Source organism: Leptolyngbya sp. BL0902, assembly GCF_016403105.1.
In the GTDB taxonomy this organism is placed as follows: domain Bacteria; phylum Cyanobacteriota; class Cyanobacteriia; order Phormidesmidales; family Phormidesmidaceae; genus Nodosilinea.
The window spans coordinates 3,590,453-3,615,696 of record NZ_CP046155.1; the positions used below are offsets into that span (position 1 = coordinate 3,590,453).

26 protein-coding genes are annotated in these 25,244 nt (G+C 58.0%); 16 read left to right on the forward strand and 10 right to left on the reverse strand.

Features of this window, described 5'->3' with window-relative positions; all coding sequences use genetic code 11:
* Positions 1 to 62: 62 nt before the first annotated feature.
* The 8 genes from GFS31_RS15905 (at position 63) to argC (ending at position 3,966) form a co-directional block, all read left to right on the forward strand.
* Positions 63 to 392 carry a DUF433 domain-containing protein gene (locus GFS31_RS15905; protein ID WP_198805759.1) on the forward strand — a complete coding sequence of 110 codons (330 nt, stop codon included), beginning with the start codon at positions 63 to 65 and terminating at the stop codon, positions 390 to 392.
* Positions 389 to 739, forward strand: a complete 351-nt coding sequence (locus tag GFS31_RS15910; RefSeq protein WP_198805760.1) for a DUF5615 family PIN-like protein — start codon at positions 389 to 391, stop codon at positions 737 to 739. Before GFS31_RS15905 ends, GFS31_RS15910 begins: the two co-directional genes overlap by 4 nt.
* 86 nt (positions 740 to 825) lie before the next feature.
* On the forward strand, positions 826 to 1,056 hold the full coding sequence (locus GFS31_RS15915; RefSeq protein ID WP_198805761.1) for a DUF433 domain-containing protein: 231 nt from the start codon (positions 826 to 828) through the stop codon (positions 1,054 to 1,056).
* A 152-nt stretch (positions 1,057 to 1,208) separates the two neighbouring features.
* A complete protein-coding gene (locus GFS31_RS15920) occupies positions 1,209 to 1,499 on the forward strand; it encodes a DUF433 domain-containing protein (RefSeq protein WP_198805762.1) in 291 nt (96 codons plus the stop codon).
* Positions 1,496 to 1,840, forward strand: a complete 345-nt coding sequence (locus GFS31_RS15925; protein ID WP_198805763.1) for a DUF5615 family PIN-like protein — start codon at positions 1,496 to 1,498, stop codon at positions 1,838 to 1,840. Before GFS31_RS15920 ends, GFS31_RS15925 begins: the two co-directional genes overlap by 4 nt.
* A gap of 159 nt (positions 1,841 to 1,999) precedes the next feature.
* Positions 2,000 to 2,224, forward strand: coding sequence for a DUF433 domain-containing protein (locus tag GFS31_RS15930; protein ID WP_198805764.1), 225 nt, complete (start codon positions 2,000 to 2,002; stop codon positions 2,222 to 2,224).
* A complete protein-coding gene (locus tag GFS31_RS15935; protein ID WP_198805765.1) occupies positions 2,221 to 2,553 on the forward strand; it encodes a DUF5615 family PIN-like protein in 333 nt (110 codons plus the stop codon). Before GFS31_RS15930 ends, GFS31_RS15935 begins: the two co-directional genes overlap by 4 nt.
* Positions 2,554 to 2,901: 348 nt before the next feature.
* The gene (argC, locus tag GFS31_RS15940) at positions 2,902 to 3,966 is read left to right on the forward strand and encodes an N-acetyl-gamma-glutamyl-phosphate reductase (protein ID WP_225907454.1); all 1,065 of its coding nucleotides are present in this window, start codon (positions 2,902 to 2,904) and stop codon (positions 3,964 to 3,966) included.
* Positions 3,967 to 4,088: 122 nt separating this feature from the next.
* Here argC and GFS31_RS15945 read toward each other — a convergent pair whose 3' ends face one another.
* The 3 genes from GFS31_RS15945 to GFS31_RS21320 all read right to left on the reverse strand — a co-directional run bounded on the left by GFS31_RS15945 (position 4,089) and on the right by GFS31_RS21320 (position 6,603).
* The gene (locus GFS31_RS15945) at positions 4,089 to 5,405 is read right to left on the reverse strand and encodes a hypothetical protein (protein ID WP_198805766.1); all 1,317 of its coding nucleotides are present in this window, start codon (positions 5,403 to 5,405) and stop codon (positions 4,089 to 4,091) included.
* 416 nt (positions 5,406 to 5,821) lie between these two features.
* On the reverse strand, positions 5,822 to 6,322 hold the full coding sequence (locus tag GFS31_RS15950; RefSeq protein ID WP_198805767.1) for a Dps family protein: 501 nt from the start codon (positions 6,320 to 6,322) through the stop codon (positions 5,822 to 5,824).
* 155 nt (positions 6,323 to 6,477) lie between these two features.
* Positions 6,478 to 6,603 carry a hypothetical protein gene (locus GFS31_RS21320; protein WP_263974853.1) on the reverse strand — a complete coding sequence of 42 codons (126 nt, stop codon included), beginning with the start codon at positions 6,601 to 6,603 and terminating at the stop codon, positions 6,478 to 6,480.
* Positions 6,604 to 6,810: 207 nt separating this feature from the next.
* Here GFS31_RS21320 and GFS31_RS15955 point away from each other — a divergent pair, with 207 nt between their 5' ends.
* Complete coding sequence (locus GFS31_RS15955; RefSeq protein ID WP_198805768.1) at positions 6,811 to 7,110, forward strand: ferredoxin; 300 nt, start codon at positions 6,811 to 6,813, stop codon at positions 7,108 to 7,110.
* Between the two features lie 147 nt (positions 7,111 to 7,257).
* Here the strand turns inward: GFS31_RS15955 and trmD are convergent, their stop codons facing one another.
* Positions 7,258 to 8,010 (reverse strand): tRNA (guanosine(37)-N1)-methyltransferase TrmD, encoded by a 753-nt coding sequence (gene trmD / locus GFS31_RS15960; RefSeq protein WP_263974854.1) that lies wholly within the window; start codon positions 8,008 to 8,010, stop codon positions 7,258 to 7,260.
* A gap of 78 nt (positions 8,011 to 8,088) precedes the next feature.
* On the opposite strand from trmD, the gene GFS31_RS15965 reads away from it, so the two are divergent.
* On the forward strand, positions 8,089 to 8,901 hold the full coding sequence (locus tag GFS31_RS15965; RefSeq protein WP_198805769.1) for a cyanophycinase: 813 nt from the start codon (positions 8,089 to 8,091) through the stop codon (positions 8,899 to 8,901).
* Positions 8,902 to 9,047: 146 nt separating this feature from the next.
* Here GFS31_RS15965 and GFS31_RS15970 read toward each other — a convergent pair whose 3' ends face one another.
* Both GFS31_RS15970 and GFS31_RS15975 read right to left on the reverse strand, forming a co-directional pair.
* On the reverse strand, positions 9,048 to 9,512 hold the full coding sequence (locus GFS31_RS15970) for a glutathione peroxidase (protein ID WP_198805770.1): 465 nt from the start codon (positions 9,510 to 9,512) through the stop codon (positions 9,048 to 9,050).
* Between the two features lie 113 nt (positions 9,513 to 9,625).
* Positions 9,626 to 9,961, reverse strand: a complete 336-nt coding sequence (locus tag GFS31_RS15975; RefSeq protein ID WP_225907455.1) for a Precorrin-3B methylase — start codon at positions 9,959 to 9,961, stop codon at positions 9,626 to 9,628.
* Between the two features lie 206 nt (positions 9,962 to 10,167).
* Between GFS31_RS15975 and GFS31_RS15980 the strand changes: the two genes are divergently transcribed.
* Entirely contained in the window at positions 10,168 to 10,785 is a 618-nt protein-coding gene (locus GFS31_RS15980; protein ID WP_198805771.1) for an exopolysaccharide biosynthesis protein, read from the forward strand.
* 31 nt (positions 10,786 to 10,816) lie between these two features.
* On the opposite strand, the gene trpD is transcribed toward GFS31_RS15980, so the two are convergent.
* Positions 10,817 to 11,878, reverse strand: a complete 1,062-nt coding sequence (trpD, locus tag GFS31_RS15985; RefSeq protein ID WP_198805772.1) for an anthranilate phosphoribosyltransferase — start codon at positions 11,876 to 11,878, stop codon at positions 10,817 to 10,819.
* Between the two features lie 299 nt (positions 11,879 to 12,177).
* Between trpD and GFS31_RS15990 the strand changes: the two genes are divergently transcribed.
* Positions 12,178 to 12,492 (forward strand): hypothetical protein, encoded by a 315-nt coding sequence (locus tag GFS31_RS15990; protein ID WP_317135039.1) that lies wholly within the window; start codon positions 12,178 to 12,180, stop codon positions 12,490 to 12,492.
* A 272-nt stretch (positions 12,493 to 12,764) separates the two neighbouring features.
* A complete protein-coding gene (locus tag GFS31_RS15995) occupies positions 12,765 to 13,532 on the forward strand; it encodes a hypothetical protein (protein WP_198805773.1) in 768 nt (255 codons plus the stop codon).
* Between the two features lie 62 nt (positions 13,533 to 13,594).
* Here the strand turns inward: GFS31_RS15995 and GFS31_RS16000 are convergent, their stop codons facing one another.
* Positions 13,595 to 14,860, reverse strand: a complete 1,266-nt coding sequence (locus tag GFS31_RS16000; protein ID WP_198805774.1) for an HD domain-containing protein — start codon at positions 14,858 to 14,860, stop codon at positions 13,595 to 13,597.
* Positions 14,861 to 15,201: 341 nt separating this feature from the next.
* Between GFS31_RS16000 and mutS the strand changes: the two genes are divergently transcribed.
* A complete protein-coding gene (gene mutS / locus GFS31_RS16005) occupies positions 15,202 to 17,961 on the forward strand; it encodes a DNA mismatch repair protein MutS (protein WP_317135040.1) in 2,760 nt (919 codons plus the stop codon).
* Between the two features lie 10 nt (positions 17,962 to 17,971).
* Here the strand turns inward: mutS and GFS31_RS16010 are convergent, their stop codons facing one another.
* Positions 17,972 to 18,985, reverse strand: coding sequence for an aromatic ring-hydroxylating oxygenase subunit alpha (locus GFS31_RS16010; protein ID WP_198805775.1), 1,014 nt, complete (start codon positions 18,983 to 18,985; stop codon positions 17,972 to 17,974).
* Between the two features lie 212 nt (positions 18,986 to 19,197).
* Positions 19,198 to 20,262, reverse strand: a complete 1,065-nt coding sequence (locus tag GFS31_RS16015; RefSeq protein WP_198805776.1) for an ABC transporter permease — start codon at positions 20,260 to 20,262, stop codon at positions 19,198 to 19,200.
* Between the two features lie 436 nt (positions 20,263 to 20,698).
* Here GFS31_RS16015 and ptsP point away from each other — a divergent pair, with 436 nt between their 5' ends.
* Positions 20,699 to 23,263 carry a phosphoenolpyruvate--protein phosphotransferase gene (gene ptsP / locus GFS31_RS16020; protein WP_198805777.1) on the forward strand — a complete coding sequence of 855 codons (2,565 nt, stop codon included), beginning with the start codon at positions 20,699 to 20,701 and terminating at the stop codon, positions 23,261 to 23,263.
* A 113-nt stretch (positions 23,264 to 23,376) separates the two neighbouring features.
* The gene (gene ptsG / locus GFS31_RS16025) at positions 23,377 to 25,230 is read left to right on the forward strand and encodes a glucose-specific PTS transporter subunit IIBC (RefSeq protein WP_198805778.1); all 1,854 of its coding nucleotides are present in this window, start codon (positions 23,377 to 23,379) and stop codon (positions 25,228 to 25,230) included.
* Positions 25,231 to 25,244 lie beyond the last annotated feature (14 nt).

A 25,244-nucleotide genomic window follows, 5' to 3' on the forward strand; every position in this document is an offset into this window, starting at 1 on the left:
TTGTTCTAAAATAACCTCAACAGGCCCAGTGAACCTCGATTTACCTCCACCAAGGTCAACCCATGCCCGTTGTTGCTGCTAAATCCTACGTAGAACATCGCAACAATGCCTACTGGATCGAAGGAACCCGCGTTTCCCTCGATTCCGTTGTTTATGCCTTCCGCAATGGATTATCCCCCGAAAGCATTGTTCAGTCTTTTCCATTGCTAACCTTAGAACAAGTGTATGGAGCAATCACCTTCTACCTAGCCAATCTCACCGAGATTGATGCCTATCTAGCTGACGAAGAAGCCGCCTTTGAAGCCATGCCCCAACCCCTACAAACCAGCGATCCAGCTTTGTACCAAAAACTCCTAGAAGCAAAGGCCACAAAGCAGCAGGTCGAGTCGTGACTGTTCGTTATCAAGCCGATGCTGACCTAAACCAGGCCATTGTCACAGGAGTTTTGCGCCGAGAGCCCAAAATTGACTTTCAAACCGCCCTAGCTGCTGGCCTAGAAGGCGTTAAAGATGCAGATGTATTGATGATTGCGGCCCGACAAAGTCGCATTCTCATTAGTCATGATCGAAAAACAATACCGTCCGAGTTTGCTGAATTTATAACTAGCAATCACAGTTCAGGCGTCATCATTGTTTCTAGAAAACTATCTATTGAAGCCACCATCGAAGAATTGCTGTTAATTTGGGCCGCATCCAGCGCAGAAGAATGGGCCAATCGCATCGCTAAGCTACCCCTTTAAATTACCCTTCACCCCGGCTTACTTGTGCCCACTAGCTTAGCTTGAATATTATTGGCAAAATAAAATAATCAACTGGGTGAAAATATATGGATTACCGAAACTACATCACCATTGAACCCAACAAGCGCAGCGGCAAACCCTGCGTTCGTGGTCTACGAATCACCGTCTATGAAGTCCTAGAATATCTCGCTTCCGAAATGACCGAAGCCGAAATCCTTGACGACTTTCCCGACCTCACGCGAGAAGACCTCAAAGCCTGCATTGCCTATGCCGCCGACCGTGAGCGTCGGTTCATGACCGCCCCCCTACCCGCATGAAACTCTTTTTCAGCAAGTCGAAAATGTGCTACGTCGAGACTTTGAAGCAATCAGATGATTCTATGGCGACGAGTCATTATCGTTACTTGCTCTATTACCATAGCCCCTTGCTAAAATAGAAAAAGCTCTTCCCTATCCGACAGCCTAATCCCATGACGATTCAAGCGCTTTCTCGCTACGTCACCAGCAACAACGAAATTCTAGGCGGAGAACCCATCATAGAAGGCACCCGCACCTCTGTTCGGGCCATCGTTGGGCTATGGCGACTAGGCACCATGCCAGAAGAAATTCCAACCCACTTTCCCCACCTAACCCTAGCCCAAGTCTTCGATGCTCTTAGCTTCTATCTAGATCATCAAGCCGAAATCAACCAATATATCGAGCAAAACCAAGTCCCCAATGAGCTAGTTCACCCATCCGTGAAAGCTGCCCTAGGGCTATGAGCCGATACACCTCCCTTTATACGGATGAAGACGTTTCAACCTTAGTCGCCACACTTTTACGTGCCCGTGGGTTAGACGTAGCTACCGTCCCCGAACAAGCCACCCTAGGCAAAACCGACATTGAACAATTAGAAATTGCCATATCCCTAGGCCGATGTATCATCACCCACAACCGAGTCGACTTTGAACGATTGCACCTGAGATTTATAGAATCCAACCAAGCACATTGTGGAATTATTATTGTTCCACAGAAAAATGCCTACGAAGTTGCTCAACGAGTCGGTATTTTGGTCAGTGCTTTACCTATTGAAAATATAAATAATCAGTTACTCTACGCTTGAGTGATGACCGCATCACTCATTGGCCTCTGACAACCAGAAGGGCACATTCCAGTCATCCTCAACAGTACCCCACACCCCAACTTATTTGTGCCTGCTGACAAACATAACCTAGCCAATATTTTACATAACACAAGCAATCATTCCATCCTACTTACCCCCATGGACTACCAATACATCATCACCATTGAACCAGGCAAACGCAGCGGTAAACCCTGCATTCGCGGCATGAGAATCACCGTGTACGACATTTTAGAATACCTAGCCAGCGGAATGACCGAAGCCGAAATTCTAGAAGACTTCTCCGAACTCACCGCAGAAGACATTAAAGCCTGCCTTGCCTTCGCCGCAGATCGTGAGAAAAAGTTATTCGTAGCATCACTGTGAAACTTCTACTAGATGAAAACCTATCAGATCGCATAATCTACAGAATCGCTGATCTATATCCAAACTCAGCCTACGTCAAAACCCTAGGTCTGATCAACACAGATGATGCCATAATCTGGGAATACGCCAAAACCAACGACTTCGCAATCATTTCCAAAGATTCTGACTTTCATCAGCGCAGTTTACTATACGGCCATCCTCCGAAGTTTGTTTATCTTCGGATTGGCAATTGCTCAACCTCAAAAATTATCAAAATCCTAAGAGAAAATTTTGACGTGATGACTCAATTTAGTCATAGCGAAAGGGAAAGTCTTCTCATACTAACGTAGCTTGTTGGATGTATTTTCACTCCCTTACAATCAGCAGGGCACATTACAGCCACCCCCAGCAGCACTCTACACCCTGGCTTATGTGTGTCCACTGGCCATTCCCATCCCAAAGCCATGGGAGAAGGGGTATACAACTGAAGGACTCCCAGATAAACAGGAGCCAACGTCGGTAAGAACTGTAGGGTGCAGGTCGCTACCATTGCACTATAGGGGTGAGGAGTTCGAGGCTCCTAATTTTCCATTCTCTTGAGAAACCTCTCAAAGCTCGTATCGGCCCTGGGGTATCTGTGGTATCTTTTGCGCAGTTTCCTAGATGGCCCAGCTATCTTCACGGGTGGCCCTGTTGTTATGAGCGAGATTCCGGTGGACAAGATTTCGGTTGGCATTGTTGGTGCATCGGGCTATGGCGGCGTGCAGTTGGTGCGATTGCTCACGGAGCACCCCGCCGTAGAGCTGACCTATCTTGGTGGCGACAGCAGTGCCGGACAGGATTACACCGAGATCTACCCCCACCTAGCCGGACGGGTGGATTTAAAGGTAGAGCCTGTCGATTTAGAGGTGATTGCCAGCCGTTGTCAGGTGGTGTTTTTGTCGCTACCCAATGGTCTTGCCTGCAATATGGCCCCTGCCCTGCTAGAGAAGGGCTGCAAAGTGCTGGATCTCTCCGCCGACTACCGCTTTGACAACCTAGATACCTACCAAGCTTGGTACGGTGGAGATCGTCAGGATCGGGGCACAGCGGCCCAGGCTGTCTACGGTTTACCGGAGCTGTTTCGAGATGAGATTCGGAGTGCGCGCCTCATTGGCTGTCCGGGGTGTTATCCCACTGCGAGTTTGCTGGGGATTGCGCCCCTGCTTAAGCAAGGTCTTGCTCAGCCGGAGAGTTTGATTATTGATGCCAAATCCGGCACCTCTGGCGGTGGACGGGTGGCCAAAACCGGAATGCTGCTGGCCGAAGCCAGTAACTCTCTGGCCGCCTATGGCGTTGCCCGCCATCGTCATACCCCTGAAATTGAGCAAATTTGCAGTCATTTAGCCCGCCATGAGGTGCTGGTGCAGTTTACTCCCCACCTAATTCCCATGGTGCGCGGCATTTTGTCTACTATCTACGCTACCCTGCGCGATCCTGGCTTGGTGCGCGATGATCTGCTCACCATTTACGGAGCCTTCTACCGGAATTCCCCCTGGGTGACGGTGCTGCCCAACGGCGTCTATCCCCAAACCAAGTGGGCCTGGGGCACTAACCGCTGCTTCATTGGCCTAGAGGCCGACCCCCGCACTGGGCGTGTCATCGTCATGTCCGCCATTGATAACCTGATGAAGGGCCAAGCGTCCCAGGCGGTGCAGTGCTTCAACCTGATGATGGGCCTGGATGAATCCCTGGGCTTGCCCACGGTCACGTTCTATCCCTAGCGGGCGGTCGCGGGCGGGCCTGTCTGGCACCCAGGGCAGGACTGAACTCAGTCCAGCCCTGCTCTGCGTGACTACCCCGTTCGGGGGCATCAACCGACTGGTTTAGGGGTGGGGCAGACGGATCAGGAGGGCAGATCACTACTGGGACGGGACAGCTTTTGGGTAAAAATCCGAAAGGAATCGAGGTCGTCTAGGGCGTCTAGGGTCTCGTCGTCTGAGCATGACCGTATCCGCACGAGGTTGTACTCAACGTTTTCGGTGTAGATGGCAAAGGTGACGCGGAAGACTTCTAGGAAGTTAATGACCCACTGGCACTCTGCTGTGGGAAATTGCTCGTAGTAGCGAATGAGATCCGCAATACGCACCTCTAGGTAAATCTGAGATCCTCGGGAAATCAGCACCAGTTTTAGCAACATCACCGCCAGGGTGAGGGCATTGCCCTGGGAGAGCACTAAACTGAGCAGCGGTGACGGAGACTTTCGATCCTCCGTCATTAGGTAGTCGATCATGCGGTTGCAGGTTCGCAGCAGCAGAGAGGGCGTCAGGAGATCGGAATTAGCATCAGTGTAGAGGGTCGTGAGGCGGGGCTGGAGATACTGCTGGATGTGGTGGGTCACGGGATTGCCGCTGACGGTGAAGAGTAAATACTTGGGTAGCACGGCCTTGAAGGTGGCGTAGGAGACGTCCTTGGTTTGCTCTAGAAACAGGTGAGCCAGATGGTGGTAGGTATATTCTCCCCGCTTCGCTACGATGGCTTTGATCAGGCGCAGAACGCTGTCGCCTAGGGCGGTGGGGTTTTGCACCGTAGCGCGATAGGGCAAGGCAGACTGGCTGTGCGCGGTGTAAAGTGCCAGATCAAACTTAAACTTTTCCTTTAGACGGCGAGAGAGGATCTTAGCGGCCTGACGCTGCTCAATGGGGTTGGCCTCATTGGTATATTGGGGCACTAGTAAGTAGGAGGTATAGCGATTCGTCCAGATCTCCGACGGCTGGATGGTTCGTTCTTCGCTAAACCGGGCGGCAAAGAGCCGCATCTCTTCAAAATCGGAGCTGGTGATAAACCCCTGCATCCAGGTTCGCAGTCGCTTCAGCGTGGGAGACAGAGTGCGTCGCTGAAGCAGGGGATCGTCAAACACCTCCACCAAAGCCTGAATGGCCTCAAATTGTCGCGCCATTTCCCAGTTGTTCACCAGAATGTAGCAGCATCGCTTGAGGGTATGCCGAAACTCCACCTCATTATTGGCGAACAAAATGACGTGAAGGGCAGGCAGGGTATGCTCGCTTGTGGATTCGGTGTGATGCAAAAAGAGATTGCGAAACTCGGCAATCACATCCTCCGGCGGCCAAGACTTAACGATGTCGAGCAAGAAGTCGTAGAGAATCTGCTGCGCTTGGGGGATGCTCCAGCCAGCCAGCGCGTCATCGTGATGCCATTCCATGGAGCAGTCGCTCAATATGGGGTTACTTAACATAGGCCAGCCGCGTGAAGTTGTGTCGTGATTAGGTCTTCAGCGCATCTCCCTACTTTTACGTACCATTCCCTTGGCCGTAGAACACCCCTTGCCCCAACGCCTCCTGAAGCTCAGTGGGCTGGCCCGATCAGGCCCACTACCCAAACTCGCAATGCCCGGTAATACAACTGAGGGGTAAGTCAGATTTTTGCGTCACTATCTAGGTATAAACTAGCATGTGATTTTACCTAACACCGCAAACATTAAGAGAAATCTCAGTCCTGACAGTACCTCCCCCTGCCGCTGGGACGGGGGGAGGCATTGTCAGGCATCATCTTGGGTTGGCTCAGGGGAAGCAAGCTAGGATCAACCCAGACGATAACCCTGGGCCGCAAGGATAGCGCCTAGGCCAACAGGCTTCTCAGCATCCAGGCGGTTTTTTCGTGAACTTGCATCCGCTGGGTCAGCAGGTCGGCGGTGGGTTCGTCGTGGGCTTTGTCCACTGCGGGAAAGATGGATCGAGCGGTGCGAACCACGGCCTCCTGCCCCGCCACCAGTTGACGAATCATCTCCTCGGCGCTGGGTACCCCCTCGGCTTCTGGGATGGAAGACAGCTTGGCAAAGTCCTGGTAGGTGCCGGGGGCCGGAAAGCCCAGGGAACGAATGCGCTCGGCCACCAAATCCACCGCTAGGGCCAGTTCGTTGTACTGAGCTTCAAACATCAGATGCAGGGTTTGGAACATCGGCCCGGTCACGTTCCAGTGGAAGTTATGGGTTTTGAGGTACAGGGTGTAGGTATCGGCCAACAGTCTGGACAGCCCCTCCGCGATTTCCTTGCGGTCTTTCTCACTAATGCCAATGTCAACGGGTAGGGCTGCCGATGCTGCCGCAGTCTTTTTCGCCATGGTGATGAAATCCTCAATTGTCGAGCGGCGTGCCACCTGCTGGACTGACGCAAGACCGACGGGCTGCATCGCCCCAGGAGGCCGGACTCGCTGCCTCCCAAGAGGTGACAGCCTTTGATCCATCATAGGAGAAGCCCCCTGGGCTAAATCATAAATTATTCCAGAATCTCCCGGCTGGCGGATTCACCCGCCCTAATGCTAGAGAATTTGAGCCCCTGGGTGAGGGCTGCTTTGCCCTGAAAAGCCCGCCAAGATGGGGGCCAGACCCCGGTGGCGGGCATGGCAACACCTATAAGCAAACCGATCAAGAATCTATAGTTTTGATTACGAATCCCGTTCAGCCAGTCGGAAAAAAGACAAGACAGGCTTCAGGTTTTCCCGTAGTATCAGAAATGTGTTAGATCTGCCGTGGGAAGCCGCCGGAACCATGATTTCTGGGTTCTTTTCTCGGTGGGCACCCGATCTGTAATTGATGAGAGGATAGCATCATGGCAACCTACAAGGTTACGCTGATCAACGAGGCTGAAGGGCTAAATACCACCATCGACGTGGATGATGATACGTACATTCTCGATGCCGCTGAAGAGCAAGGCATCGACCTGCCCTACTCCTGCCGCGCCGGGGCTTGCTCCACCTGTGCTGGTAAAATCACGGCGGGTACCATCGATCAGTCTGATCAGTCCTTCCTGGATGACGATCAAATCGGCGCTGGCTACGTGCTGACCTGTGTGGCCTACCCCACCTCGGACTGCACCATCCTCACCCACCAAGAAGAAGAACTCTACTAAGGGTAGATTGGGGTCTCCCACTGACCTTTGTATCGCGGTTGGAGGCGCTTTGGGCTAGTCATTAGGTTAGCCCCAGCTCTATTCAATCAGGCGACAAAAAGACGATGCTGATACGTCAGTGTCGTCTTTTTTGCTGGGTAGAACATCCTAGGCGGAGGGGCCAGACTCCTGAAGCCAGCGTTCGTAGAGGTCGGGGCGGCGGGTTTGGGTACGCTCAAGCTGTTGTTGCCGTCGCCATTGGGCAATGGCTTCGTGGTTGCCAGAACGCAATACCTCCGGCACGGCCCAGCCCCGGAACTCTGCCGGACGGGTGTAGTGGGGATAGTCGAGCAGCGGGGTTTGGAAGCTGTCCTGGCGCAGAGAATCCACCTTGCCCACGGTGCCGGGGAGCAGGCGAACGATGCCGTTAATCAGCGTGAGGGCCGGAATTTCGCCGCAGGTGAGCACAAAATCCCCTAGGGAGACCTCCCGCGTCAGCAGATGGCTCACCCGTTCGTCCACGCCCTCGTAGTGGCCACAGATAAGGACGATCTGATCGCAGTGGGTAGCCAAGTGCTGAAACAAGCCCTGGGTCATGGTTTCGCCCTGGGGTGACAGCAAAATCACCTCCCGCCGAGACCGCTGGGGCAAGGATTCCACCGCCGCAAAGATGGGGTCGGGCTTCATCACCATGCCCACGCCACCGCCGTAGGGTTCGTCATCAACCCGGTGGTGTTTATCCGTTGTAAAGTCCCTGGGATTGGTAAGATGAACTTCTGCGATTTGGCGAGACAGGGCTTTGCCAATCAATCCTGATTGCAGCGGCGAGGTAAAAAAGTCTGGAAACAGGCTGACCACATCGAATCTCAGGTGCGGTGCCCCGTCGATGGTCTCGGTCATAGCCCAAATTCCCCGGCGCATGGTGTAAAACAACAGTGTTTTCTATCATGCAGCACCGGAGTCCTGGCTGCAATTTCAAGTTCCTTGGTTGATTAATCCATGTCCCTCGTTCCTCAACATGCCATTTTGGCCATTGGCGGTGCCGAAGATAAGATCCACGGCAAGGAAATTCTGCACAGTTTTTTTGAGCGATCCGGCGGCTCAGAGGCCCGGATCGGCATCATTCCCTGCGCTTCACGTGATCCGGTGGCCATTGCCGGACGCTATCAAACCATCTTTGAGGACATGGGAGCCACCGCTATTGAGGTGATGGATATCCGCGACCGCGACCAAGGCGAAGATCCGCGCTGGAAGTCGGTGGTGGAATCCTGCACGGGGGTGTTTATCACCGGGGGCGACCAGGTGCGCCTGTGTGGGCTGCTGTCGGATACGCCGCTGATTGACCTAGTGCGACAACGCGCCCAATTGGGGGAAATGACCCTGGGCGGCACCAGCGCCGGAGCAGCGGTAATGGGCCACCACATGATCGCCGGGGGCGGCAGCGGCGAATCGCCCAACCGTGCCCTGGTAGACATGGCCATTGGCCTCAGCTTTGTGCCGGAGGTGATTGTGGATCAGCACTTCCACAACCGCAACCGCATGGCCCGCCTGATGAGCGCCATTGCCATGCAGCCCGACCGCCTCGGCCTCGGCATTGACGAAGACACCTGCGCCCTGTTCGAGCGGGACGGCAGCTTCCGGGTCATTGGCAAAGGCGTGATCGCGGTGGTCGATGCCGACGCCATCACCCACACCAACGAGCCAGACATTGGCCCCACCGATCCCATCAGCCTCCACGGACTCAAGGTGCATCTGCTATCCCATGGGGATCGGTTCGATATCAACCATCGCACTGTCCTTGCCACCGCCTAAACGCCCTAGCCCAAGGCCCGCCGCAATAAGCAGCGCCCCTAGGAAAAGAAACGCCCAAAAAACCGATCCCAGGGAACAGCCCCTAGGATCGGTTAAGCGCTGGATCACTTCAGTGACCGATCAGGACCGATCGGCCAGACCCGCCCTTAGCCCAGGGCGGCTTCGATGGCAGCTTTGAGGGCGGCATCGTTGGGGGCGGTTTGGGGCTCGAAGCGGGCTACCACTTCGCCATCACGGCCCACCAAGAACTTGCCGAAGTTCCAGCCGATGTCAGGGCCATCGCCTACGAGGAACTGGTACAGGGCGCTGCGGTTGGGGCCATTCACGTCCTGCTTTTCGAGCAGGGTGAAGTCTACGTCGTACTTGGTTTTGGTGAAGTCTTTAATTTCATCGGGGGTGCCCGGTTCTTGGGCACCAAACTGGTTGCAGGGCACGCCCACAATCACCAAACCGCGCTCGCCGTAGGCTTTGTCTAATTCCACTAGGCCGCTGTATTGGGGGGTGAGACCGCACTTGCTGGCCACGTTCACAAACAGAATGACCTTATTTTCCAGCACGGCAGGGGAGAGGGCGGTGCCGTCTAGGGTCGTGAGATTGTTGGGGAAGGGCATAGTTCACAAAACGTTACAGGTCGCTTTCTATTATCCGCCATCTTGGCCCGCTTCGTCCCTAGGGGCTGGCACGCTGAGATTCGCAGCGATTGAAGTCAGCGGAGATTGGATGCTCAGGGCGATGGGCGATAGTGGCCTTTGCCAGATCGGCCCTTGGCCTTGGGCGGGGTGCGGTGGGCACCAAAGTATTTCTCGCTGCGATAGCGCAGCCACACCCGTAGGGTTTGGGGAATTTTGTCCTTTTGTTCCTTGGTGAGTTGGTTGTAGAGGGCTAGGGCCTTCTCCCGTTCTCCCCGGCAGGCGGCGTTGTTGTGGGCATCCCAATAGCTGCGGGCCACGCGGATGCGCCGACACACTTCCTTGACCAAAGCATCCCCACTGAGGGTATTACTATCGCGGGCGTCCCCATCGCGGGCGTTGCCATTACGGGCTTTAGGAGACTTTGCCATGGCTGTTAAACCTATCGTCGGGGGTGGGCGGAGGGGAAGTCATTTTTGGGGTGGTCAAGGGTGAGAACGTAAAAGATTGAAAGCGTTACGAATGGGAGCACAAAGGAACCATGAGGGTTGCCCAGACACCCACGGGAATGGTCAGTAATTTTGCTAGAGTTAGCAACGGCTATTTTAATCCCCCTATTCCCAAAGCCCCAACCTCTATGGCCCGACTGTCCGCCGAATTGAACCATTATTTTTTTGAAACGGTGACGACGCCCCAAGTGACCCTTAAGGAAATTTTGACCTTGGCTGGGGAGCGCACCTTTGGCTTTTTGTTCGTGCTGCTGGCCTTGCCCTCGGCCTTGCCCATTCCGGCTCCGGGGTATTCGGTACCCTTCGGAATTGTCATGCTGCTGCTGGCGGTGCAGCTCATGGTGGGCCGCACTCGCCCCTGGATGCCCGCTGCTTGGAACAACAAGCCCTTTGACCTAGCAACTGTGCAGAAAATCATCACCGCTGGCACCCCTTGGCTGCGGCGGTTAGAGGCGGTTTCTCGCCCCCGCCTCACCCCCGTATGCGCCAGCCCGCCAGGACGAGTGGTGATTGGGGTGGCCATTGCCCTGATGTCGATTTCGATGATGATTCCTATCCCCCTTACCAATACCCTGCCCGCCATCGGCATCTTCGTCACCGGGTTTGGACTGCTAGATGACGATGGGGCCATTAGTCTCGGCGGGCTGGTGCTGTGTGTGATGGGGGGCACCCTCACCACCCTGATTCTGCTGTTTGGCTATGAGGCCGTGAAGGCGGGCATTGGCCTAATTCGGGGTGGGTTATAGGTGCAGCAAACCCTGAGCGTTGTGGGGCACCCTAAGCCAGATAGCTCACGAGGGCTTGCAGCTTATCCCAGGCGGCTCCGCTGGCGAGGATGTCTTGGGCGAGGGCGATTCCTTGGGCGATCTCCTCGGAGAGGGATGCTCCCTTCACCACTTCGCCCACCTTGAGGGAAAGGGCCGCATTCAGGGCCACCACGTCTCGCTGGGCCGGGGTGCCCTTGCCTTGCAACACCGCGCTGAGGATGGCCACGTTCTCCTCCAGTTCGCCCCCTTGCAGGGCGCTGAGGGGAGCGGAAGTAAGGCCAAATTCTTGAGGATCCAGCACCGCCGAGGTGACTTGCCCACCCGCCACGATGGCCAGATCGGTCTTGTCGCCTAGTCCTGCTTCATCCAGCCGTTCCCGCCCGTGCAGCACCACCGCCTGGGGAATACCCAGTTGGTTGAGGGCGCTGGCCATGGTCGTCACCACTGCTGGATCGTACACGCCAATTACCTGGCCTGTAGGTTGGAGCGGGTTGACCAGCGGCCCCAGCAAATTAAACACCGTCCGCACCTTCAGGGTGCTGCGGAGGGGAGCCACCGCCTTCATGGCCGGATGCCAGCCCCGCGCAAACAGAAAAGTAATGCCCACCTCATCAAGGGCGGTTCTCACCCGTTCGGGATGGGCCTCTAGGTGAACGCCCAGGGCCTCCAGCACATCCGCCGAGCCCACTTTGCTGGAGGCCGAACGGTTGCCGTGCTTGGCCACCCGCAACCCCGCCGCCGCCGCCACAAAGGCCACCGCCGTGGAAATATTGAAGGTGTGGGCTCCATCGCCCCCGGTGCCGCAGGTGTCGATGCAAGGGCTGGGGTGGGTAATTTTGGCCTCACCGCCGAGGGATTGCCCCTGCAACACCCGCGCCATCCCCGCCAGTTCTTCAGCAGAGACGCCCTTGGCCTGCAACGCCGCCAGCAGCGCCCCCGACATCACCTCTGGAATGTGTTCACCCAGCCAGCCTCGCATCAGCCCCTCGGCCTCTGGTTCGCTGAGGGATTCTCGCTGAATTAAGCGCTGGAGCAGGGCAGACCAATCTTGGGTTTCGGCAGCTAGGGTCACAACAGGCACTCCAAACACAGCAGCCCGTCCCGATCTAAGGGCCACAGACGGGCTATAGACAATGTATCAGAGTCCCTGAAGCGCAGAGAGGGGCATCTCCCTCACCGAGGCAGCAGGTGCCCTCACCTAGCCCAAGGATCGGCGGGGATCAGGGCGGCATCTCAGCTTTCTGGGGGCATTGGCCTAGGGACGCCTGCCCCCAGCGCGGATCGTCCCTCATTTCTGAGGTGCCCTCTGCACGGCCTGAAAGTTAGGGCTACAGTACAGAGAGTCGTCAAGTCGTCTTCGGAGGTAATATCATGGATCCCAACGACAGGAACGATAGCCCTATGGGGGGAGATCCCCTCGGTCTGCCCCTAGATCGGTTGAGACAAAGCCTGGGCCTGGGGCCAGGGTTGGGGCTAGATAGCCGCAGTTTGGCCCAGTTCATCGAAGCGCGGGACGGCATCTCGAAACCCTGGCTGCTGGTGCTGCTGCGCCTGACGATGCTGCAAGAGCGCAAAGACAGCCTCTCCCCCGAAGCCTATATGCGCGAACTCTCCGAACTCCATCAGGAAATGATGGGTCTGGGAGAATGGTGGGTGGGCATCGAAGACGAGGTGTTTAATCCCTAAAAGCAACCTCGTGGATCAAACCCCGGCCCGTCGCCCTAGCCACACCCCTAACCAGAGGTATGAGCCCTTGGTGTCGTGCCCTGTGGTGTCGGCATCCCAGAAGTATCTGTGTCTGCATCACACAGCATGAGGTATGAGCCTCTGCTGTCGTGCCCTGTGGTGTCGTCTGCGTTCGCCCATCTAATCGCGGCACAGAGATAGGCTAAGGGCTTAAAATCAGGCGATACTTGAGCTAGGGGAACGCCCATACGCCCCGTGCTGAGGAGGAACCGATGGCGATTATTGCCCTCAAAGCCTGGTATCTAGAAGCCTACGAGCCCCTGCGCGACCTAGAAAAACGCCCCTACGATCTGAGGCTGAGCAAAAACAGCCTGCTGAAATCGGCGCTGCGGGCAGATTTTTTGGACGACAGCGCCACCGTGCGCCAAAGTGCCTGGTTTCAGCGCTACTTAGATGGCGAAGTGGTGGAGTTCTACATTGAGGGCAGCGGCGGCTATGCCATCGCCAACATTGATCTGATCAGCCACGAAATTTACTTCACCAAGCGGGAGGTGATGGCCCACCTCGACCCGATCATTTACTTCTGCTACCAAACCGACTACAGCCCCTCGGCGGAACTACTGCACCAGGCGCTCACCGACGCCATCGCCAAGCTCAATGCCAAATCCCGCGTACCGCTAACCCTCGAAGTCGGCCATCGCCTCAGTGAAGGCCCCGCCCGACTCAACAGCCGCCTCACCCGCAAAATGGCCAAGGCGCTGCTGTTTGTAGCCGATGGCACCCCTATTTTAGAATCCGCTGGCGACCCGATCATTGCCGTACCCAGCCCCCATGTCTGTGTAGAAATGGGCTATGCCCTGCAAGCCAAGCCGCCAGAGCAAATTCTGCTGGCCCAGATGGAACGACCCGATATTTCCGGCCAATATCCCTTTGACCTACCCGCCCAAAATCGCCTCACCTTCAAAACCGCCGAGGATTTGGCCCGCCAGTTGCCCGAACGGCTAAAGCAACACCTCGCGCGATTTAACCTATGGGCCTAGGCAGAGTCGGGGCTGCGGCCTGCCCAACAACAGGGGCCGTGTCGTCTGGCGCTGCCGAGCCATCAGCCGGGGTTGAACGCCGTGTAGTGGGCTTGCACCCAGGGCTGGATATGGCGGGGATAGAGCAGCCAAATGCGCTCGGCTGGCTGGCTGAGAACCTTCACCAGGGGCGAAAGGTGTTTGATATCCACAAAGGCGTTGTCGATGTGCATGTGAATGCCCTCTTGGTAGGTGGTGTAGCCTCGGCTCCAGGTGTGCTCTAGGGTGGCGTAGGTTTCCCCCGCCAAGCCTTGTTCGTTCAAATGGGTTTGCACCTGGGCCAGGAGGGACTGTTGCTGATCCTCCGACAGGCGCGTGATTTCCAAGGTCTTCAGCAAATCTCGATCCACGTAGCGACGGCAAAGATCCGCCAGGAGCGCATCCTGTCCGCGCTGCCAGCGCTGGAGGTGGTAGTTCAAAACGGCATCATCGGCGGCGAGGTAGGTGTCTAGGGCGAGGGGTGTCTGGGCCGATTGCAGCCAAGCCGCCACCGTGTCGTCGGCCTCCAGGGTTCCGGCTTGGTAAAGGACACGGGCGCGATTGAAGGCGCATTTCAGCAGCCATGTGGCGGCGATATTTTTGGGATGGTTGTACACCTGGGCATACATGAAATGGCGCACCACCAGGTAATGCTCGATGGCGGACAGCCCCTTGTGGGCCACCACCAGGCGCTGGCTCTCCGGCTCCAGTTCCAGCGCCATCAAAATTCGATCTAGGTCGAGCCGTCCATAGCTGGCCCCGGTAGAGTAGCTGTCGCGCAGGAGATAATCCAGCCGATCACAATCCAACTGGCTAGAGACTAACTGCCACACCAGCGGCACCGGGTGGGTGTGGTCATACACTTGCATCAGGGCAGGGATCAGGTCGGGGGAATACTGGTGCAGCGGGTCGCGCAGGGCGGGAATGTCTTGGATAATGCGCTGCGTCCAAACCTCGTGGTGCAGGCCGAAGATTTCTTCCGCCGTGTGGCTAAAGGGGCCATGGCCAATGTCGTGCAGTAGGGCGGCGCAGAGGACGGTGGCCCGATGGGGGCGCAGGCTGGGGTAGCGTTCCAACAGCCCATCAAAGGCTCGCCGCGCCAGGGCCATCACCCCCAAGGAATGGGTAAAGCGCGAACTTTCCGCCCCGTGGAAGGTGAGGTAGGCTGGCCCCATTTGTCGAATCCGCCGCAGCCGCTGAAAGGCTGGAGTGTCAATCAGCCGAATCAGCAGTGCTTCTTCGGGGTCGCTGGCGTGGAGGGTAATGGCCCCGTGCAGCGGATCGTGGTAGGTGCGAGAGGGCTTGGACATAGAAAACGTCACCCGAGAAAATTGCTTCAACAGCCGACGGGACGGGTGGGGGCCAACCACACACCATCCGCAGGCGATGGACTGATGACTCCCCATTATGGGCCGATACGATGTCGGGCTTGCCCACCCCCGGTCTCAGCGGGCGCAGAAACCTCTCCCCTAGCATGGATCGGGCTGGACATCGGAGCTTTCCGCTTCAGATTGGGTAGCCGCCGCCTAAACCACCCGCTCAATATCGTCCCACCGTTGTCCTATCGATAGAATATGCAACGATAGCGAAACAGAGCAGTCTTGCCCTGGGAGGCTGCATCTCTCGCTCGCTGATCGTCCTATTCCTCGCCATGTCTGGTTCTCCTGCTGATTTCCCCATCGAGTCATCCGCCATCGAGTCGTCCCCGCCCGAATCTTCACCCGCTGAGATGTCTGCCTCGGATCTGCCCCCCGCGCAGATTGACCTGCCGGAGCGGTTGGCCAAACATACGGTGCGCTACGCCGACCATCGCTCGGTGAACTGGGACGACCTCTCGCCGATGATGCGGCACTACGTGGAGATGAAGGAGCAGTATCCCCATGCGCTGGTGCTGTACCGGGTGGGGGATTTTTTTGAGACCTTTTTTCAGGATGCCATTACCATTGCCCGCGAGCTGGAGTTGGTGCTGACCAGCAAAGATGCCGGGAAGGCGATTGGGCGGGTGCCCCTGGCAGGGATGCCCCACCACGCGCTGGATCGGTATTGCAGCTTGCTGGTGGACAAGGGCTATGCCATCGCCATCTGCGACCAGGTGGAAGACCCTGCCCTGGCCCAGGGTTTGGTGAAGCGGGAAGTGACCCGCGTGATTACCCCCGGCACGGTGATCGAAGAGGGGATGCTGAGCGCCAGCCAGAATAACTTTTTGGCCTCGGTGGTGGTGGCGGGGCACCATTGGGGGCTGGCCTTTGCCGATGTCTCGACCGGGGAATTTTTGACGACCCAGGGCGAAGACACGGAAGCCCTCTCCCAGGAATTGCTGCGGCTGCAACCCGCCGAGGTGCTGTTTCCGGTGGATGCGCCCAACCTGGGGGCGATGCTGCGACCGGGGGACAAGTCGGATCAGTTGCCGGAGTATTTCCCTCGCCAGTTTTGCTACACCCTGCGGCCCCAAGGCCCCTTTAGCCAAAGCGAGGCAAGGCAGCGATTGATGCAGCGGTTTCGACTGCGGTCGCTGGAGGGCTTGGGCTGCGACCATTTGCCCCTGGCGGTACGGGCGGCGGGGGGCTTGCTGAACTATTTAGAGGACACCCAAAAGACGGTGCAGGCTCCGTTGCAACCCCTCAGCACCTACACCCTGTCGGCCTACCTGGTGATCGACCACCAAACCCGCCGCAATTTGGAAATTACCCAAACCCAGCGGGACGGCACCTACAACGGCTCGCTGCTGTGGGCGCTCGATCGCACGGTGACGGCCATGGGCGGACGCACTTTGCGGCGCTGGCTGCTGCAACCGTTGCTGGAGGTGAAGGGCATTCAAGCCCGACAGGACACGATTGCGGAACTGTTGCGGGACGGCAATCTGCGCCAGATGTTGCAACACAAACTGAAGCAAATCTACGATCTAGAGCGCTTGGCGGGTCGGGCCGGATCGGGGACGGCCAATGCGCGGGATTTGGTCGCCTTGGCAGAGTCTTTTCAGCGGTTGCCAGAACTGGCGGCCTTGGCAGAACGGGCGCAATCCCCCTACCTCAAAGCCTTGCAGTACGTACCGCCGGAACTGGAGCAGTTGGGTCAGACTTTACGGGCGCATCTGGTGGAAAATCCGCCCCTGTACCTGACCGAGGGCCACCTGATCCGCGATGGGGTGAACGCCCAGCTCGACCATCTGCGCCAGCAAGCGGTGGATGACCAAAAGTGGATCGCCGAACTGGAACCCGCCGAACGCCAGCGCACCGGAATTTCCACTCTCAAGGTGGGCTTCAACAAAGCCTTTGGCTACTACATCAGCATTTCCCGCGCCCGCGCCGACCAAGCCCCCGATGACTACATCCGCAAGCAAACTCTTACCAACGAAGAACGCTACATCACCCCGGAACTGAAGGAACGGGAGGCGCGAGTCTTCAACATTGAGGCGGAAATCAACGCCCTGGAGTACGAAATTTTCAACCAACTGCGCGAAAAAGTCGGTGCCCAGGCAGAACTGATCCGCAAAGTTGCCGCTGCCGTCGCCGCCGCCGATGTGCTGTGTGGCTTGGCAGAAGTAGCCGTTTTCCAAGGCTATTGCCGTCCCGAAATCGAGGACTCCCGCGCCATTGCCGTCCATGAAGGTCGCCATCCTGTCGTCGAACAACTGTTGCCAGCGGGATTTTTTGTCCCCAACGCCACCTATTTAGGCACCACTCCAGCGGATCGCGAGTCCGCCCATGAACAGGATTTGATTATCCTGACTGGGCCAAACGCCAGCGGCAAAAGCTGCTATCTACGCCAGGTGGGGCTGATTCAACTGATGGCCCAGGTGGGCAGTTTTGTCCCCGCCAAGTCCGCCAGGTTGGGCGTGTGCGACCGCATCTTCACCCGTGTTGGTGCCGTGGATGACCTCGCCAGCGGCCAATCGACCTTCATGGTGGAGATGAACGAAACGGCGAACATCCTTAACCACGCCACGCCAAAATCCCTGGTGCTGCTGGACGAAATCGGGCGCGGCACCGCCACCTTCGACGGCCTCTCCATCGCCTGGGCCGTGGCGGAATACCTGGCCCTCGACCTGCAAGCCCGCACCATTTTCGCCACCCACTACCACGAACTGAACGAACTCTCGGCCCTAGTGGTGAACGTGGCTAACTACCAAGTTACCGTCAAAGAAATGCCCGACCAGATTATCTTTCTGCACCAGGTGCAACCGGGCGGGGCCGACAAATCCTACGGCATCGAAGCGGGTCGCCTCGCCGGACTGCCGCCCTCGGTGATTCAACGCGCCCGCGACGTGATGCAGGAAATTGAACGCCACAGCACCATCGCCGTCGGTTTGCGAGGGGAAACACCCAGAACCCCCAAACCCCGCCGCCGCACGCGGGAAAGCGCCCCGGCCTACGATCCATCGGAGCAGTTGGACTTGTTTGGTAAGTCCTAGGCCGCGTTTTTCAGGCAGGGAGGAGGTCAGTCTCGTGGGCTTTGATCAGTGCGGCCAACTGTCGCCGCATGACAATTCCCGGCTGATCCGAGGGCATGTGCTGTTCCACCGTGACATCCACGGGGGTGTTGTAGTCGGTGGATTCCAGTACGAGCTTGTCCTCGTCTACCACCTGGCGGTCAAAGGCGATGATGGATGCGGCGCTGGCGTCGGCTTCGGTGTCGTTGCGAACGCAGAACTGCACAATTTGGGAGGTGCTATCGCTAACTGGGGTGGCGGCGGTAAAAATCAGGTGCATCAACCCGTTGGGGTAGGTAATCTTCAACGTGCGGCTGAAGGGCACATACCAGGTGGATTCCACCTCCCGCACGGTTAGGCTGTCGGGGATATTGAGGATTTGCTGCTGGATGGGCGGGTTTACCACGGGCACGGTGGCGTAGACCTTGAGGCCCAGTTCCAGGGGCACAATTTCGGATTTGGCGGGTTTGGGCTGCTCTGTGACCCCAAAGGAGGCGGCATGGACGATGCTGAAATGGGCATTGTCAAAGGAGTTTTCCATCACCCGCAGGCCGCTACAGTGCCAGGGTTCGTAGAACTGAGGGATTAGGCGGTTATTTGGATCCGCCGCTTCGGGGATTTCCGGCAGGGGCCGCAAGGGATCGGGAGACAAGCACACCCACACATAGCCGTAGCGCTCTTGGCACTGGAAGGACTCAACCCGGTAAGTTTTAGGAATGGCGGCACCGGGGTCTAGCTGGGGGACGTGGGTGCAGGTGCCCTCGCGGTCGTAGGCCCAGCCATGGTAGGGACAGCGCACGCCGCCGTTTTGGACGATTCCCATCGACAACTTGGCGGAACGGTGACAGCAGCGATCCTTCAGGGCGGCGGGCGTTCCGTCCTCTGTGAGCCACAGCACCAAGGGCTGGCCCAGCAGCGTAAACGACTGGGGGCCATCGGCTAAATCCGCCATGGGCAGAACGGGATACCAGAAGCGTTGAAACACCGGGTATTGTGTGACCAGCATGGAATTATCCCCAAAACGATGCGCGACTGCCCCGATTCTACGCCCCCTGCCTGCATCGTCGAGGTTCAGTCCACACGGTTTTGGGTTGGCCTACCCGCCAAAGCGTTGCAGGGCAAGTTTGAGGTGGTTGGGGGTGCCGATATCGAGGCAGTTGCCTCCGTCTAGCACCTCCGCCTCCACCCGCAGCCCCGCCTGGATAGCGCGATGGTTGATTAGTTGATTTCCGACAGACGAATGCGGGGATCGACCACACTCAGCACCAAATCCGCCAGCAGGTTGCCGATGATGAGCATGACGGCCCCCATCATTAGGCTGGCCATCACCAGGTAAAGATCCTGGGCGGTAACGGCCTCCAGGATGAGCTTACCCAGACCGGGCCAGTTGAAGTAGTTTTCGGTGATGAAGGCACCGCCGAGAAGGCTGGCGAACTCGAAGCCCAGCAGGGTAATCAGGGGGTTGACGGCATTCCGCAGGGCGTGGACGTAGATGACGCGATCCTCCGGCAATCCCTTGGCGCGGGCGGTTTGGATGTAGTTTTGGCGCATCACATCCAGCATTTGGCCCCGCATAATCCGTTGCAGGCCCGCAAATCCGGTGATGCTGAGGGCGACGGTGGGCAGAATCAGGTGCCAGCCCACATCCAACATTTGGCCAAACCAGTTGAGGTCATCGTGGATGATGCTGGTGCGGCCCCCAACCGGAAACAGCGGCGCGGTGAGCTGGGCGAAGAACAGCAGCAGCAGCCCCGTAATAATGCTGGGCATCCCCTGGCCGATGTAGCTCAGCACCCGCAGCCCCCGGTCTAGCCCCTGGTTTTGCTTCACCGCTCCCACAATGCCGAGGGGAATGGCGATGGCCCAGGTGACAATCAGCGACGCAAAGGAGAGCAGCAGGGTGTTGGGCACCCGCTCCCAGAGAATATCCACCACCGGGCGCTGATAGGCAAAGCTGAGGCCAAAGTTGCCGAAGACCACCACCTGATACAGCCAGTTAAAGTATTGCCGCCACAGGGGTTGATCTAGACCAAATTGGGCCTCTAGCAGCGCCAGGGTTTCCTCGGAGAACTGGGGGCTTTGGCGATACTGATCTAAAAAGTTGCCCGGTGCCAGTTGAATGATGAAAAAGCTGAGGGCCGAGGCCAGGAGGAGGGTGAGCAACGCCTGTAGAACCCGTTTGACCACGTAGAGGGTGGCATCGCTGGTGGCCCAGGAAACCAACTTTTCCCAGGGGGACACGGCGGGCTGGGTGGAGCGGAGGGGAGTGGTGGAGGGGGCCATGGGACGGTGGATGGACAGCGGGGGCAAGTTCAACGGAAGTTCAATGATTCTAAAACACCGGGGCGGGATGGTGCAGGGCAGCGCCCATCCAGCAATTGCAACATTAGATTGCTAGGTTGGCCTTTTTAAGGTCGGGATAACTTTAGATAGTTAAATTCCTGATTGAGAACTGGCCCGCCTACCTAGAATTGGCCCTCACCCTAAATCCCTCTCCCACAGGGAGAAGGACTTTGAATGTTCTTCCGGCTCCCCTCTCCTCCCTGGGAGAGGGGCTGGGGGTGAGGGCTAACCCAAATCGGCCCTCACCCTAAACTCTTCTCCCAAGGTGGAAGAGGGACTTTGAAAGACTTTCCGGCCCCCCTCTCCCTTGGGGAGAGGGGCTGGGGGTGAGGGCCAAGCCTGAGCAACCCACCAAAACTCCCTACCCAACCCCGCCATGACCACTGTGCAATCTTCCCCCGCCAAAACGAAAACCCTGGTTTTGGTGGCTCCTTTGTCGGGGCAGTTGGTGCCCATCGAAACGGTGCCCGACCCCGTGTTTGCCCAAAAGATGGTGGGCGACGGCATTTCCATCGACCCCACCAGTCAGGCGCTTTTGGCTCCCTGTGATGGGGAAATTGTGCAAATCCACAGCGCCAACCATGCCGCCACGGTGAAAACCGCCGAGGGCATTGAGATTCTGATGCACATTGGCCTGGATACGGTGGCCCTGAAGGGGGAGGGCTTTACCCCCAAGGTGAAGGTGGGCGACCAGGTGAAGGCGGGGGACATTCTGATTGAGTTTGACGCCGATGCCGTGGCCCAAAAGGCCCGCAGTTTGCTGACCCAAATTGTGGTGACGAACGGGGAGCGGGTGGCGGAATTTCGGCCCCATGTGGGGTTTGCCAATGCCGCCAGGGATACGGTGTTGACCCTGGTTTTGGCGGAGGGAGCCATCGCTGAAGACGAGGCCGCTGGCTTAACGATTCGGTCGAAGGGCATCATTATTCCGAATCCTTCGGGACTCCATGCCAGACCCTCAGCGGTATTGGCCCAGTTGGCGAAGAAGTATCAGTCCACCATCCGCATTCACCGGGGCAGCGACAGCGCCAATGTCCGCAGTGTGGTGGCGTTGATGGGGATGGAAATTGCGCGGGGGGATACCGTCACCCTAGAAGCGTCTGGGGCCGATGCCGAAGAAGCGATTGCCGAACTGGAGGAAGCCGTCCGCACCGGGCTGGGGGAAGAAGGCGCGACTCCGATTATGTCCGCCCCTGCCAGCATTGCCCAGTCCGAAGTGTCTGCCCCGGCCCCTCGGCCCAAGAGCGACGACCCGAATATCATTCTGGGGGTAGCAGCCTCATCGGGCTTGGCGGTGGGGAATACTCTCCGTGCCCGTCGCCAGGAATTGAACGTACCCGAAACCGGAGACAGCCCCAATGCCGAACGCCGCAAGCTGGAGAAGGCCATGGCCCAGGCGGAGCTAGAAATCGAAAACCTGCGGGCCAAAGTCCACGGCCAGGGGGATCCGGGCAAGGCGGCGATCTTCTCGGCCCACCAGGAATTGCTAGATGATCCCGAACTGGCGGACATCGCCACCAGCGCCATCGACAAGGGCAAAAGCGCCGCCTTTGCTTGGCAGCAAACCTACACCACCCAGGCCGACCAACTCGCCCAGCTAAAGAGCACCCTGCTGGCGGAACGAGCCAATGATTTGCGTGATGTGGGGGATCGCGTCCTCCGCATTCTGCTAGGCGTGGAAGAAAAAGCCCAGGTCTACCCCGAAAACACCATTCTGCTGGCGGAAGACCTTACCCCCTCGGACATGGCCACCATCGACCCCAGCCGGGTCAAAGGGTTCTGCACCGTCGCCGGAGGAGCCACCTCCCACGTCGCCATCCTGGCCCGATCCATGGGCATTCCCGCCATCGCTGGCATCGAGGCCCGCACCCTGGATTTGCCCGACGGCACCCCGGTGATTTTGGACGGCACCCGGGGCAAACTGCGCCTCAACGCCACCGCCACCGAAATTGAGGCCATCCAGCTACGCATCGCCCGCCAAAAGGCCAAGCAAGAAGAAGACCTGCGCCATGCCTTTGACCTAGCCCACACCCAGGACGGACGGCACATCGAAGTCGTCGCCAACATCGGCGGGTTGGAGGACGCCGAAGCCGCCCTCAAAGTCGGCACCGAAGGCGTGGGCCTGCTGCGGACGGAATTTGTCTTTATGGAGGCCAGCTCTGCCCCCAGCGAAGACGAACAGGAGGCCATCTACGCCAGCATCCTCAAAACCCTGGGGCCGGATAAGCCGATGATCATCCGCACCCTGGATGTGGGGGGCGACAAACCCCTGCCCTACCTGCCCATGGCCCACGAAGAAAACCCCTTCCTGGGCGAACGGGGCATCCGTCTGGGGTTCGACCGTCCCGAACTGCTGCGGACTCAGTTTCGCGCCATCCTCAAAGCCTCGACCTCCGGCCACGCACGGGTGATGTTCCCCATGATTGCCCGGTTGGAAGAACTGCACATGGCCAAGGCCGTCATGGAGGAAGAACGCCAAAAGCTGGGCGTGCCCCCCATCGAAATCGGCATCATGATCGAAGTGCCCTCGGCGGCGGTGATGGCGGAACGCTTTGCCGAACAGGTGGATTTCTTCTCCATCGGCACCAACGACCTCACCCAATACACCCTGGCCATGGATCGCGGCCACCCCAAACTGGCCCCCTTCGTGGATGCCCTCGACCCCAGCGTGCTGCGGATGATTGACCTCACCGTGCGCGGAGCTGACAAGCACGGCAAATGGGTCGGCGTCTGCGGCGGCGTGGCCGGAGATCCCCAGGCCGTGCCGCTGCTGGTGGGCCTAGGCGTGAAAGAACTCAGCGTCAGCATCCCGGTCATTCCCTCGGTGAAGGCGCAAGTCCGCACCCTCAGCTATGCCCAGTGCCAGGAACTCGCCCAAAAGGCTCTGAACTTAGATTCCGCCGCCCAAGTCCGCGACCTAGTGCCGCTGGATGACGTGTAACGGCCCGAATTCCCGGAGCCTCTCTCAGAATGTTCACCTTCCGGCCCCTCTCGCCCTTGGGGAGAGGGGCTGGGGGTGAGGGCCACCCACCTATCCAACTGCCAATAAAACCTATGGACATCAAACAAACCTGGAACAAAGCCTTTGGGCTGCTGCAAAAGATGGGCAAGTCGCTGATGCTGCCCGTGTCGGTGTTGCCTGTGGCGGGTTTGCTGCTGGGCCTGGGCAGCGCCCGATTGATTGAGCTTCAGCAAATTGAGCAAGGGCTGCTGACCGACTCCAAATTTTGGTGGTTGCCGGAGTGGCTGGCGGCGATTATGCGGAACTCTGGCGACGCGATTTTTGCCAGTATGCCGCTGATTTTTGCCATTGCGGTGGCCATTGGCTACACGGGCAACGATGGCGTTTCGGCCCTGGCGGCGACGGTGGGGCTGATGGTGTTTCTGGCCACCCTGGGCACCGTGGCTATCGGGATGGGCCTCGAAACCAAGGAGGTGCTAGGCATTTCCACCCTGGATACGGGGGTGTTTGGCGGCTTGATTATGGGCTGCATTGCGGCCTACATGTTCAACCGATTTTTCAGGATTACCCTGCCGCCCTACCTGGGTTTCTTTGCCGGGAAGCGGTCGGTGCCGATTATCACCGCCTTTGCCGCCATTTTGATGGGCCTGCTGATGAGCGTGATTTGGCCCCCCATCGGTGCCCTGATCGACAGCTTTGCCTCCACCGCCGCCGAGGGGGACAACGTGGGCATTACTGTGGCCATCTACGGCTTCATCGAGCGCCTGCTGCTGCCCTTTGGCCTGCACCACGTTTGGAACGTGCCCTTCTTCTTTGAAATCGGCTCCTTCACCGACCCGATTACTGGCCAACAGGTGACGGGCGACATTGCCCGCTTCTTTGCCGGAGACCCCACCGCTGGCATCATTGGCGGAGCCTACTGGTTCAAGATGTTTGGCCTGCCTGCCGCCGCCCTGGCCATTTGGCAAAGCGCCAAGCCCAAAAACCGCAAGCAGGTGGGGGGTCTGATGATTTCCGCCGCCCTCACCTCCTTTTTGACGGGCATCACCGAGCCGATTGAGTTCTCCTTTTTGTTTGTGGCCCCGCCGCTGTTTGCCGTCCATGCGGTGATTGCCGGGTTTGGCAACTGGCTATTTGTCACCCTGGGCGGACGCATGGGCTTCACCTTCTCCCACGGGCTGATCGACTTTGTGCTGTTCAACGGCCTAGGGACGCGGGTGTGGCTAATTCCGGCCCTGGCCCCCATTTTTGCGGCGGTGTACTACTTCACCTTCCGCTTCATGATCTACCACTTCGACCTCAAAACCCCCGGTCGTGAGCTTGATACGGGCACCGACGACGTGTCTGCCGCCATCACCGGAGACAAAGCCGAAATGGCCAAAGCCCTGGTACTGGCCTTTGGCGGACGCAGCAACATCAAAAACCTCGATGCCTGCATCACCCGCCTGCGGATTGAGGTAGAAGACATGGCCAAGGTCAACGTGCCCCGGCTGAAAGCCCTAGGAGCCTCCGGGGTGGTGCAGGTGGGCAACAACGCCCAGGCCATTTTTGGCCCCCGGTCGGATAACCTCAAAACCGACATGGGCGACTACCTGAAAGTGGCTGGCCCCGAAGCGGACATGGTGGAAGTCCCCGCCGAGGGCTTTGTGGACGAACCCGCCAACGACCTAGCCAAAATCCCCCCCGATCCCCAGGCCGGAGAAAAGGCCGAGGCCATGATCGCCGCTTTGGGTGGAGCCGACAATCTCCGTACCGTCGATCCCGTGGCCCTCACCCGTCTGCGAATTGAAATTACCAATCCGGTTACGGTAAATGAAACCGCGCTACAATCCGCCGGGGTGCAGGGGATGATGAGAGTGCAGGAAAACGTGCTGCATCTGGTGGTGGGCCTCAACGCCGAGCAATACGCGGGTGAAATTACCCAGCGCCTCGGCACCAAGGTTTAGCCCTAGGCCGAAGA